The 12,372-nt window shown below is 67.8% G+C and carries 7 protein-coding genes, 1 tRNA gene and 1 pseudogene; 8 read left to right on the top strand and 1 reads right to left on the bottom strand.

Annotated features, from left to right (window positions below):
• Positions 1-823: 823 nt before the first annotated feature.
• Positions 824-910, bottom strand: a tRNA-Leu gene (locus tag ABZ420_RS12395).
• Between the two features lie 224 nt (positions 911-1,134).
• Here ABZ420_RS12395 and ABZ420_RS12390 point away from each other — a divergent pair.
• The 8 genes and pseudogenes from ABZ420_RS12390 (at position 1,135) to polA (ending at position 12,179) form a co-directional block, all read left to right on the top strand.
• Complete coding sequence (locus tag ABZ420_RS12390; protein WP_357120832.1) at positions 1,135-1,752, top strand: ANTAR domain-containing response regulator; 618 nt, start codon at positions 1,135-1,137, stop codon at positions 1,750-1,752.
• Positions 1,753-1,978: 226 nt separating this feature from the next.
• Positions 1,979-3,178 (top strand): branched-chain amino acid ABC transporter substrate-binding protein, encoded by a 1,200-nt coding sequence (locus tag ABZ420_RS12385; RefSeq protein WP_357042021.1) that lies wholly within the window; start codon positions 1,979-1,981, stop codon positions 3,176-3,178.
• Between the two features lie 94 nt (positions 3,179-3,272).
• A complete protein-coding gene (locus tag ABZ420_RS12380; RefSeq protein WP_357120829.1) occupies positions 3,273-4,310 on the top strand; it encodes a branched-chain amino acid ABC transporter permease in 1,038 nt (345 codons plus the stop codon).
• A complete protein-coding gene (locus ABZ420_RS12375) occupies positions 4,307-5,725 on the top strand; it encodes a branched-chain amino acid ABC transporter permease (protein ID WP_357120826.1) in 1,419 nt (472 codons plus the stop codon). Before ABZ420_RS12380 ends, ABZ420_RS12375 begins: the two co-directional genes overlap by 4 nt.
• Positions 5,722-6,678: pseudogene (locus tag ABZ420_RS12370) on the top strand (ABC transporter ATP-binding protein); the annotation flags it as partial. The gene ABZ420_RS12375 and the pseudogene ABZ420_RS12370, both read left to right, overlap by 4 nt.
• Positions 6,679-6,843: 165 nt before the next feature.
• Positions 6,844-7,539: an ABC transporter ATP-binding protein gene (locus ABZ420_RS12365; protein WP_245663800.1), complete on the top strand. Its 696-nt coding sequence runs from the start codon at positions 6,844-6,846 to the stop codon at positions 7,537-7,539.
• A gap of 109 nt (positions 7,540-7,648) precedes the next feature.
• Complete coding sequence (locus ABZ420_RS12360; protein WP_357120823.1) at positions 7,649-9,325, top strand: DUF885 domain-containing protein; 1,677 nt, start codon at positions 7,649-7,651, stop codon at positions 9,323-9,325.
• A gap of 109 nt (positions 9,326-9,434) precedes the next feature.
• Positions 9,435-12,179, top strand: a complete 2,745-nt coding sequence (gene polA / locus ABZ420_RS12355; RefSeq protein ID WP_357120821.1) for a DNA polymerase I — start codon at positions 9,435-9,437, stop codon at positions 12,177-12,179.
• Positions 12,180-12,372: the final 193 nt, after the last annotated feature.

Here is a 12,372-nt window from a genome sequence, read left to right as displayed (position 1 = left end):
AGTTTCCGGTGACGATCGTAGGACAGTGCCGCCCACCTCGAGAAGAAAGCCGGGACCAGGCCGGTGGCAATTCCGATGATGAGAACGCCGAGCAAGGTGCCCAGAACATTCTCATACGGCGGAAATCCGGCAGCGAGAACGCCTAGCGCGAAAACCGAGATCATCCAGGCGAATACGATGTAGTAGAGGCCCCGCAGCATTCTTCCGCCGCCGTGTCGATGCTGCCGATCAACCACATCTCACTGACCTTGTTGCGCTCGCGAACCATCTGCGGCTGGTGCATCGATTGCGCTTGGAGGAGTGATTCCAACGCTGTGGATATTATCGACTCCGCTTTTTTCGAGAATTCAGGGGAATCGCTGCCGTTGGCACCCTTGATCGATTCCCATATCTATCGATTCCGATATGCCTATCGCTGCTACCAGCCCGGCCGTTATGGGACCTGCCAGAATTGCGACTGTTACTTCCGTCCCATCCATCCGACAATTCCTCTCCCGCGTGGGGTGAGTCGATGACGACTTGGCCGCAAACTTTGGGCAAATTCTAGCACCGTGGATGTCGCCGGCTGAAGTCTCGAAGCGTGCGGAAGCGCAGTCGTGTGTTGCCGAGTTGTGTTCCGCAAAAGGTCGCGCGGGCGCTCCAGCGTGCCGGAACGGCTCCGATTTCTCGGAGCGGGGAAAATTGGTCTGCCGTCGATGCGCCGCGAGCGGACGCTCGGGACGCCATGCGCTGCCGCCGGGTGAGTTCCGACCACTGCGCCGGTACCGGGATCGGTGAGGCGATCGCCCTGCGCGAGGCGCGGCGCGGAGCCTGCGCTCCACCGTGGTGCCGAGTGTGGGACTCGAACCCACACGTCCTTTCGGACAACGGTTTTTGAGACCGTCGCGTCTGCCAGTTCCGCCAACTCGGCGCACCGGGTGGCAACTATAGCGGGTCGGGTGGCGTGAGCGCGAATGGGTTGTCCTCTGCGGCGCGAGGGCACGGTTTGCGCAGGGTATATGCGTTCTATGTCGAAGTGAAAGGTACTCTTTACATCACTCGACAGCCCGATGGATGGCCGATGGTCGCCCGGTGCGAGCGCGGCTTTCTTTCGGTTGGGTCGGGACAGGGCATCGGAACCAGAGGGGTCTACCTATGAGCACAGCAGCTGGGGACACCGGCACCAAGCGGGACGCCGGGGCGAAGCGGGTCGTCGTCGCCGAAGACGAGGCGCTCATTCGCATGGATCTGGTCGAGATGCTGACCGAAGAGGGCTATCAGGTGGTCGGCGAGGCGGGTGACGGCCAGCAGGCGGTGGATCTCGCGGTGGAGCACCGGCCGGATCTGGTCATCATGGATGTGAAGATGCCGCGCCGCGACGGCATCGACGCGGCGGCCGAGATCGCGTCGAAACGCGTTGCCCCGGTGGTCATCCTGACCGCGTTCAGTCAGCGCGATCTGGTGGAGCGGGCGCGCGACGCGGGCGCGATGGCCTACCTGGTGAAGCCGTTCACGAAATCGGATCTGGTGCCCGCCATCGAATTGGCGGCCAGCCGCTTCCACGAGATCACCGCGCTGGAGAGCGAGGTCGCGAATCTCGCCGAGCGGCTGGAGACGCGCAAGCTGGTCGAGCGTGCCAAGGGTGTTCTGATGCAGACGCAGGGCCTTTCGGAGCCGCAGGCGTTCAAGTGGATTCAGCGCACCGCAATGGACCGCCGCACCACGATGAAGGCGGTCGCGGAGGTCGTCTTGGAGAACCTGACGCCGAAGTGACCGTGCGCGCGGCGGGAGAATTTACGCAGTCGAAACGTCGCGGTGAAGAACAATTCGAAACGATGTCGCGCGCATGATCCGAATGTGATGCGGAACTAACGTACCGACGCTATGTTCTGACCGGGCTGATGTCTCGGCCTCCTCGGCGACCCCGGGGGAGCACAGAACTTAGATGAGGTGAAACGTGCTTAGTTCGACATGGCGCAGTCGCTCGACGCGAGCTGTTCTGGCCGTCGGCGCCGCCGCCGCGCTGGTGCTGACCGGTTGTAGCGACAAATCCACCAGCAGCGGTTCGGATTCCTCGGGCACCAACGGCGCGGGCGGTCTGTCCATCCAGCCGCTTCTCCAGGTCGATCAGCAGGGCAAGGAAGTGCCCAAGGCGGACGCGGCCGCGGCGGCCGATCCCGCGGGCGACGGCAAGGCGACCTGCGCGCCCGGTACGGCCATCGCGATGGCGGGTGCGCTGACCGGCCCCGACGCCGCGCTCGGCATCAACATCGTCAACGGCGTCAAGCTCGCCCTGGACAAGCACAACAAGGCCAACCCGGGCTGCAAGATCGAGCTGAAGCAGTTCGACACCGAGGGTGACCCGCAGAAGGCCACCCAGGTGATCCCGCAGATCGTCAACGACCGCTCGATCATCGGGCTGGTCGGTCCCGCCTTCTCCGGCGAGACGAAGGCGACCGGCAAGATCCTCAGCGATGCGGGCCTGGTCTCGGTCACCTCGTCGGCGACCAACGCCACGCTGACCCAGAACGGTTGGACCACCTTCTTCCGCGGTCTCGCCAACGACGACGTGCAAGGTCCCTCGGTGGCGAAGTACCTGGTCAACGGTGCGGGCTACAAGAAGGTCTGCGTCATCCAGGACAACACCGACTACGGCACCGGCCTGGCGAAGTCGATCACCGAGGGCCTCGGCGCCGCCGCCGACCCGGCGTGCGCCGCCAGCATCAAGAAGGGCGACAAGGACTTCTCCGCGACGGTCACCAAGGTGGCGGCCGCGAATCCCGACGCCATCTTCTACTCCGGCTACTACTCCGAGGGCGCGCCGCTGGCCCAGCAGTTGAAGTCCGGTGGGGTGAAGGCGGTCTTCGTCTCCGCCGACGGCACCAACGACCCGCAGTTCGTCGCCCAGGCGGGCAGCGCCGCCAAGGGCGCGAAGCTGTCGTGCCCGTGCGGTCCCGCCCCGGAGAAGTTCGCCGCGGACTACGAGGCGCTCAACGGCCAGGCGCCCGGTGTCTACTCCGTCGAGGCGTACGACCTGACCACGATCCTGGCCAAGGGCATCGACGGCGGTAAGGTCACCCGCCCGGACCTGCTCGACTATGTACGGACGTACGACGGTGCCGGCCTCGCGCGTCAGTACAAGTGGAACCCGAACGGCGAGCTGACGAACGCGCTGATCTGGGTGTACGAGGTCAAGTAGTCCCGGATCCCGGGCGAACGGCACGTACGGGGGTTCATCCGAATCCCCGTACGTGCCGTTGTTCGGTGGGCGAAAGGATGAGGGGCAGAAATCAATGAAACAAACGTTATCGGCCGGTGGGATTCAACTCGCTGCCGGTTCGATCGACTTCAACTACGAGGGGTTGGTCGACAGTTTCTGGCGACTGACCGTCGACGGCGTGACATACGGCGCCATCTATGCGTTGGTCGCCGTGGGCTACACCTTGGTCTACGGCGTATTGCGGCTGATCAATTTCGCCCATTCGGAGATTTTCATGCTCGGGCTGTTCGGGCAATTGGTCGGTTTGATGATCTTCGGATTCGTCGCGAGTCCGGACGTTTACACCCAGGGCGTGGTGCTCACCATCGTCTATCTGGGCTTGGCGATGATCGTGGGCATGCTGGTATCCGGCGGGGCGGCCGTCGGATTGGAGCGGGTGGCCTACCGGCCCCTGCGCAGACGGGGCGCGAAACCGCTGGCCTTCCTGATCACGGCGATCGGCATGTCGTTCGTGCTGCAGGAGCTGGTGCACTTCGTGTTGCCCAAGCTGCGCCCCGATCTCGGTGGCACGAACGCTCAGCAGCCGATCCGGCTGGTCGAGCCGACCATTCAGTTCAGTTTCGGCGGTGCGGACGTCACCAACATCATGCTGCTGATCGTCGCGGCGGCGGTGGTGCTGGCGATCGCCACCGAGGTGCTGATCAACCGGACGAAGTTCGGCCGCGGCATCCGGGCCGTGGCCCAGGACCCGGACACCGCGACGCTGATGGGCGTCTCGCGCGAACGGGTCATCATGCTGACCTTCCTCATCGGCGGCGTGCTCGCGGGCGCGGCGGCGATGCTGTTCACGCTGAAGATCCCGAACGGGATCATCTACTCCGGCGGGTTCGTCCTCGGCATCAAGGCGTTCAGCGCCGCGGTGCTCGGCGGTATCGGCAATCTGCGCGGTGCGCTGCTCGGCGGCCTGCTGCTCGGTGTGGTGGAGCAATACGGCCAGATCCTCTTCGGCACCGAGTGGCGCGACGTGGTCGCGTTCGTGGTGCTGGTCCTGGTGCTGATGGTTCGCCCGACCGGCATCCTCGGCGAGAGTCTCGGAAGGGCGCGCGCATGACCGACACGACCAAGACGGCGTCCGCGCCGGACACCGCGCGCCGCGGCATCGGCGATGCGATCCGCACCTGGTGGGACGGCCTGAGCAGGCCCGCGCAGTGGGGCGTCGGCGTCCCGATCCTTCTGCTGCTCGCGCTGCTGCCGCTGTTCCCGCCGCCGCTGCTGAACACCCCCTCCTACAACTTCGGCCTGGTGATGGCGCAGGTCGCGATGTACGCGCTGCTGGCCATCGGCCTCAATGTGGTGGTCGGGCAGGCGGGTCTGCTGGACCTGGGCTACGTCGGTTTCTACGCCGTCGGCGCCTACACCGTCGGCCTGCTCACCAGCCCCAACAGCCCGTGGAACCAGACCGACGGCGGCTGGCTCGATCCGAAGTGGGCGTGGCTGGCCTGCCTGCCGATCGCGGTGGCGGTGACCGCGGTATCCGGCCTGATCCTCGGTTCGCCGACGCTGCGGCTGCGCGGCGACTACCTGGCGATCGTGACCCTCGGCTTCGGTGAGATCGTGCGCCTGCTCGCCGAGAACCTCACCGAGATCACCAACGGCAGCCTCGGCCTGTCGGGTGTGGCCTACCCGCACGTGGGCGAATCCGCGAGCAAACCGGAGGGCGTGTTCTCCGGCGGCAACAGCGGCGACCCCGACAGCGTCAACCTCCTCGACCGCGCCAGCTACGGCACCTACTGGTATTGGTTCGGCATGGCGCTGGTCGTCGTGGTGCTGCTGGTGGTCGGCAACCTGGAGCGCAGCCGGGTCGGCCGCGCCTGGGTGGCCATCCGCGAGGACGAGGACGCGGCCGAGATCATGGGCGTGCCCACGTTCAAGTTCAAGCTGTGGGCCTTCATGATCGGCGCCGCGGTGGGAGGCATGTCCGGCGCGATCTACGCCGGGCAGGTGCAGTTCATCAACCCCACCGGCTTCAACATCATCAACTCGATGCTGTTCCTGTGCGCGGTGGTCATCGGCGGGCAGGGCAACAAACTCGGGGTGATCTTCGGCGCGTTCGTCATCGCCTACCTGCCCGCGCGGCTGCAGTCGGTGAACCTGGTCAGCAACGAGTCGACAGGGTACGTCCTGCTGGCGATCGATGTCGCGGTGTTCGTCGCGCTGATCGTCGCCTGGCGGTTGTGGGCCGGCAGGCTGAGCGTCTGGCCACGGCGCGGCGTGATCACCGGCATGGTGGTGACCGGCGTGCTGGCGCTGCTGTTGCTCGGCAGCGTGCTGCTGTTCCGCAAGGGCGGCGCGCAGTCACTGGGCGACCTCAAATATCTGTATTTCGGTATCGCGTTGGTGGTGATGATGATCTTGCGTCCGCAGGGTCTGTTCCCGGTGCGCCAGAAGCTGCTCACCTACGGCAGGCAGGTGTATCTGGCCGTGCGCAGACCGGTCGCCACCGAGCCGATCGGAGCGGGACGATGACCGGGCCGGGCGCGGGCGACGCGCTGTTCGACAACGAGGACATGGCCGCGGGCTACGTGGCCGAACCGCAGCCGGAGTCGGCGGGCACGGTCGACGTCACCCAGGTGATCCCGGACCTCGCCGACGCCGAGACCGTCGCGGAAGTCGTCGCGCCGCATCGCGATATCGAGACCGCGGTGGGCGAGCCGCTGCTGCGCACCGAGGGCCTGACGGTGCGGTTCGGCGGTCTCACCGCCCTGGACCAGGTGAGTTTCGAGATCCGCCGCGGCGAGATCCTCGGTCTCATCGGGCCCAACGGCGCGGGCAAGACCACCTGCTTCAACGCGATAACCGGTGTCTACCAGCCCGCCTCCGGGCTGGTGTACTTCGACGGCAAGCCCCTGACCAAGACCAAGCGCAACGCGATCACCCGCCTCGGCATCGCGCGCACGTTCCAGAACGTGCGGCTCTTCGGCGAGATGACCGCCTTGGAGAACGTCGTGGTCGGCACCGACGCACGGCACCGGACCTCGGTGCCCGGCGCGGTGTTCCGCACGCCGCGGCATCGGCGTGAGGAACGCGACGCCATCGAGCGCGGCATGGCGCTGCTGGAGTTCGTCGGCATCGCCCCGCGCGCGGTGGAGAAGGCGCGCAATCTGTCCTACGGTGACCAGCGCCGCCTGGAGATCGCCCGCGCGCTGGCCACCGAGCCGAAGCTGCTGTGCCTGGACGAGCCCGCGGCCGGATTCAATCCGAGTGAGAAGTCCGCGCTCATGGATCTGATCCGCAAGATCCGCGACGACGGGTTCACCGTGCTGCTGATCGAGCACGACATGCGGCTGGTCATGGGCGTGACCGACCGGATCGTGGTGCTCGAGTTCGGCCGCAAGATCGCCGACGGGCTGCCCGCGGACATCCGGGACAACCCCGCCGTGATCGCCGCGTACCTCGGCGTGCCGGATACCGAGGTGAGTGAATCCGGTTCTCCGGCAACGGAAGACGGCGGAGACGTGTCGCCGTCGGATCCGGAGCCCGCGGCGGTGCCGCTCGGCAAGTCGGCGGTCACCGAGCCGGTCCCAGAGGCGGCGCGCGAGCCCGCGGGCGCCGGTCGGGGAGCCCCGCTGCTCGAAGTGGAGGAGATGGTCGTCAACTACGGCAGGATCCAGGCGCTGCACGGGATCTCGCTGACCGTCGCCGAGGGCGAACTGGTCACCCTGCTCGGCGCCAACGGCGCGGGCAAGACGACGTCGATGCGCGCGATGTCCGGGCTGCTGCCGCTGACCCGCGGCCGGATCATGTTCGAGGGCCGCGACATCACCCGGATGAAGGCGCACGAGCGGGTGACGCACGGGCTGATCCAGGCGCCGGAGGGCCGGGGCGTGTTCCCCGGTATGACGGTGCAGGAGAACCTCGACATGGGTTGCTATGGAAGGGGTTTCAAGCAGAAGGCCGAGTACGACCGGACGCTGGAGTGGGTGTTCGAGCTGTTTCCCCGGCTGCTCGAGCGGCGCAAGCAGGTGGGCGGCACGCTCTCCGGCGGTGAGCAGCAGATGCTCGCCATCGCCCGCGCGCTGATGGCACGGCCGCGGCTGCTGCTGCTCGACGAGCCGTCGATGGGCCTGGCGCCCATGGTGATCCAGCAGATCTTCCGGATCATCAGCGAGATCAACCAGCAGGGCACGACGGTGCTGCTGGTGGAGCAGAACGCCCAGCAGGCGCTGGCCCGCAGCGACCGCGCCTACATCATGGAGACCGGTGAGGTCACCAAAACCGGTCGCGGCGCGGAACTGCTCACCGATCCCGCGGTGAAATCGGCGTATCTGGGCGTGGGTTAGGCGCCCGCCTCGCCGTGCGCGGGGCCCGGGACGTGTCACGCGCGCCCGGTGCCCCGCAGGCGCGCCGACTCCGGTGCCGCGCGGGCCGGCTCGAGGCATGATCGTGACCATGGATGGTCACGACGAGCTGATGAGCCTGGCCGAGCGGTATTGGGACAGTGTGCTCGAGGCGGCGCCGAGCGAGGCGACCTTGCTCGGCGACCGCCGCTTCGACGATCGGATCGAGGATCTGTCCGTCGACGCGGAGCAGCGGTTGCTGTCGACCTGGCGCGGTCTGCTGCGCGCGGTCGACGCGCTCGACGCGGAGCCGTTGAGCCCGACCGACCGCATCACTCGCAGCCTGCTGCGCACCGAGTTGAGCGGCGCGGTCGAGCATCTGGAATGGCGGCCGGTGGAGATGGCCTCCGACCAGATGAACGGCGTGCACGCGGGCGTGCTGATGGTGGCGCCGCAGACGAACGCGCCGCGGCCCGAGCACGCGCTGGCACTGGTGCGGCGCTACCGGCAGTTCGGTGACATGCTCGGCCAGGCCGTGGAACGGTTCCGGGCGGGCCTGGCCGCCGGACGAGCGCCCGCGCGGATCACCATCGAGCGTTCGCTCAACCAGCTGGACGGTTACCTGGATTCCGACCTCGCCGCCGACCCGTTCGTCACCTTCGCCGGACCGGAGGGCTGGGACGGCGAGGCCGCGTGGCGCTCCGAGATGGCCGACGTGACGCGGGATGTCATCCGGCCCGCGTTCCAGGTCTACCGCGACGCGCTGTACGACGAGCTGCTGCCCGCCGCCCGTCCCGACGACCGGCCCGGCCTCGGCTGGCTCGGCGCCGACGGCGAGGACATCTACCAGCGACTGCTGCGCCACCACACGACGCTGCCCGATCTGGGCGCCGACGAGATCCACGACCTCGGGCTCACCGAGCTGGCGAAGCTGCGCGAGGAGTACGCGACGGTGGGCGCGCGCTTGTTCGGCACCGGCGATCTCGGCGAGATCTTCGCCCGCCTGCGTGACGATCCCGTGCTGTGCTACGACGACGCGGAGCAGATCATGTTCGACGCCCGCCGGGCGCTGGCCATGGCGGGCGCCGAGATGGGGAACTGGTTCGGGCGCCTGCCGAAGGAGTCCTGCGACATCGTCCCGGTGCCGGAATTCCTGGCCGCGGATTCGCCCGCGGCGTACTACTTCCCGCCCGCCGCCGACGGTTCCCGGCCCGGCACGTATTTCGTCAACCAGCACCATCCCACCGGCCGCGGCCGCTACGAGACCGCGTCGGTGGCCTACCACGAGGCGATCCCCGGCCATCACCTGCAACTCACCATCGCCAACGAACTCGACCATCTGCCGCGCTTCCAGCGCCAGTCCTTCGCCAACACCGCTTTCGTCGAAGGGTGGGCGCTCTACACCGAGCGTCTGGCCGACGAAATGGGTTTGTACGAGGACGATTTGGGCCGGCTCGGCATGCTGGCCGGAGACTCGTGGCGCTCCTGCCGTCTGGTGGTCGACACCGGCTTGCACGCGAAGGGGTGGAGCAGGCAGCAGGCCATCGACTTCATGGTGGCCAACGCGCCGGTCGGACTGGCCGAGATCACCGTCGAGGTGGACCGCTACATCGCCATGCCGGGGCAGGCGGTCGCCTACAAGGTCGGCCAGCTGGAGATCCTGCGCCAGCGGGTGGCGGCCACCGAGCGGCTCGGCGCGGACTTCGACATCAAGGCATTCCACGACGTGGTGCTCGGCTCCGGATCGGTGAGCCTGCCCGTGCTGCGAGAACTCGTCGCCACGCTGTGACGGCCGCGGGGCGCGATCGACACGCGTCCCGCGAGCCGGAAGTCCGGCGCCGGGGGCACCTGGGTGTCGGCGTATCGCCTTGTCGGTGCCGGTCCCTAGACTCTGGGGCGTGAGTTCACCCACGACCGCTCCGCGTCCCGCCCCCGCGTCCGGCTCCGGCGATCCCGGCTCGGGAGACCGGCCGACGTTGCTGTTGCTGGACGGGCATTCGATCGCCTATCGCGCGTTCTTCGCGCTACCCGCGGAGAACTTCAAGACGGTCACCGGGCAGACCACGAACGCGGTCTACGGTTTCACCGCGATGCTGATCAACCTGCTGCGCGACGAGAAGCCCACGCACGTGGCCGCGGCGTTCGACGTCTCGCGCCAGACCTTCCGCGCCGAGGCGTACCCGGAGTACAAGGCCAATCGCAGCGCCACCCCGGACGAGTTCCGCGGCCAGGTGGAGCTCACCAAGGACGTGCTGGGCGCCTTGGGCATCCCGGTGATGGCGATCGAGGGCTTCGAGGCCGACGACCTCATCGCCACGCTCACCACGCAGGCGACGGCCGCGGGTTTCCGCGTGTTGATCGTCACCGGCGACCGGGACTCCATCCAGTTGGTGAACGAGAACGTCACGGTGCTGTACCCGCGCAAGGGCGTCTCCGACCTGACCCGGTTCACCCCGGACGAGGTGATGGCGAAATACGGCCTCACGCCCAACCAGTACCCCGATTACGCGGCGCTGCGCGGCGACCCGAGCGACAACCTGCCCGGCATCCCGGGCGTGGGGGAGAAGACCGCCGCCAAGTGGATCCGCGAGTACGGCGACCTGAACACCTTGGTCGAGAAGGTCGATCAGGTGAAGGGCAAGGTCGGTGACGCGCTGCGCGCCAACCTGAGCAGCGTGGTGCTCAACCGGCAGCTCACCGAGCTGATGCGGGACGTGCCGCTGCCGTACACCCCCGACCAGCTGGCGCAGGGGCCGTGGGATCGCGAGAAGATCCATCAGCTGTTCGACGACCTCGAATTCCGCGTGTTGCGCGACCGGCTGTTCGAGACGCTGGCGCCGCCGGAACCGGAGGCGGAGGCGGGTTTCGAGATCAGCGGCGGCGCGCTGGAGATCGGCGCGGTCGCGGACTGGCTCGGCGAGCACGCGAAGGCCGGTGTGCGCCACGGTGTCTCGATTCTCGGCACGGGCTCCCCGGCCGGTGGTGACGTCCGCGCGCTGGCCATCGCGGCGGGCGACGGCGAGAGCGGTTACATCGACGTCACCGTGCTCACCCCCGAGGACGAGGCCGCGCTGGGCGCCTGGCTCGCCGACCCGGCGGTGCCGAAGGCGTTGCACGAAGCCAAGGCCGCCGTGCACGCGCTGCGCGGCCGCGGCTGGACCCTCGGCGGGCTGGCCAGCGACACCGCGCTGGCGGCGTATCTGGTCCGCCCGGGCCAGCGCACGTTCAACCTCGACGACCTGTCGCTGCGCTACCTGCACCGGGAGTTGCGCGCCGAGACCGACGAGACCGCGCAGCTGTCGCTGCTCGACGAAGAGGACGCCGTCGACGCCGAGCTGGCGCGGGCGCAGATGTTGCGCGCGCGTGCCGTCGCGGACCTGGCCGACGCGCTCGACGGGGAACTGGCCCAGATCGAGGCCACCCCGCTGCTGGCGGAGATGGAACTGCCGCTGCTGGGCGTGCTGTCCACCTTGGAAGAGGCGGGCATCGCGGTGGACACCGACCAGCTCGCGACGCTGCAGCGGCAGTTCGCCGACCGGGTGGCCGAGGCGGCCGAGGCGGCCTACGAGGTGATCGGCAAGCAGATCAACCTCGGCTCGCCCAAGCAGTTGCAGGTGGTGCTGTTCGACGAGCTGGACATGCCGAAGACCAAGCGCACCAAGACCGGCTACACCACCGACGCGGACGCGCTGGAGTCGCTGTACGAGAAGACCCAGCACCCGTTCCTGGAGCATCTGCTCACGCACCGCGACGCCACCCGCCTCAAGGTCACCGTCGACGGCCTGCTCAAATGCGTCGCCGACGACGGCCGGATCCACACCACGTTCAACCAGACGATCGCGGCCACCGGGCGGCTGTCCTCGACCGAACCGAACCTGCAGAACATTCCGATCCGCACCGACACCGGCAGGCAGATCCGCGACACCTTCGTGGTCGGCTCCGGCTACCAGTCGCTGATGACCGCCGACTACAGCCAGATCGAGATGCGGATCATGGCGCACCTGTCCGGCGACGAGGGTCTGATCGAGGCGTTCAACTCCGGTGAGGACCTGCACACCTTCGTGGCATCCAAAGCGTTCGACATCCCGATCTCCGAAGTGAGTCCGGAACTGCGCCGCCGGATCAAGGCGATGTCCTACGGCCTGGCCTACGGGTTGAGTTCCTACGGCCTGTCCGCGCAGCTGAAGATCAGCACCACCGAGGCGAAGGAGCAGATGGAGGTCTACTTCGCCCGCTTCGGCCGCATCCGCGACTACCTCTACGAGGTGGTGGAGCAGGCGCGCAAGGTCGGCTACACCGAGACGCTGTTCGGCCGCCGCCGCTACCTGCCCGATCTGGACTCCAGCAACCGGCAGCGCCGGGAATCGGCCGAGCGGATGGCGCTCAACGCCCCGATCCAGGGCACCGCGGCCGACATCATCAAGGTGGCGATGATCAACGTGCACCGGGCGATGCGCGAGGCGGGGCTGCGCTCCAGGATGCTGTTGCAGATCCACGACGAACTGCTGTTCGAGGTCGCCGACGGGGAACGAGAGACGCTCGAGGCGCTGGCACGCGAGCAGATGTCCGCCGCCATCGCCCTTTCCGTGCCGCTGGAGGTATCGGTCGGCGTCGGCCACAGCTGGGACTCCGCCGCGCACTGACCGGTGCGGCGCAGGAGGACATGCCGGGCCCGACCGCAGGGGCCCGGCATCCGGCATCCGGAGAGCTACCATCGGGCCGCCGCGTGCAAGTAAACGAATCACGGTGAACGGGACGGATGTCCCGTGCCGCGCGGCCACCTACCGTGGGGCTGGTCGTACCGAGGGATTCACGCATACCGAGCGCAGGGGATGG

The organism is Nocardia sp. NPDC005745 (assembly GCF_040630775.1).
Classification (GTDB): Bacteria; Actinomycetota; Actinomycetes; order Mycobacteriales; family Mycobacteriaceae; genus Nocardia.
Note: the sequence above shows the minus strand (reverse complement) of the source record. Positions and strands in the feature narration are given on the sequence as shown.

Excerpts from the sequence above, each read along its gene's own strand:
- ABZ420_RS12390 (WP_357120832.1), top strand. The coding sequence starts at position 1,135 with ATGAGCACAGCAGCTGGGGACACCGGCACCAAGCGGGACGCCGGGGCG.
- ABZ420_RS12380 (WP_357120829.1), top strand. The coding sequence starts at position 3,273 with ATGAAACAAACGTTATCGGCCGGTGGGATTCAACTCGCTGCCGGTTCG.
- ABZ420_RS12375 (WP_357120826.1), top strand. The coding sequence starts at position 4,307 with ATGACCGACACGACCAAGACGGCGTCCGCGCCGGACACCGCGCGCCGC.
- ABZ420_RS12365 (WP_245663800.1), top strand. The coding sequence starts at position 6,844 with ATGGTCGTCAACTACGGCAGGATCCAGGCGCTGCACGGGATCTCGCTG.
- ABZ420_RS12360 (WP_357120823.1), top strand. The coding sequence starts at position 7,649 with ATGGATGGTCACGACGAGCTGATGAGCCTGGCCGAGCGGTATTGGGAC.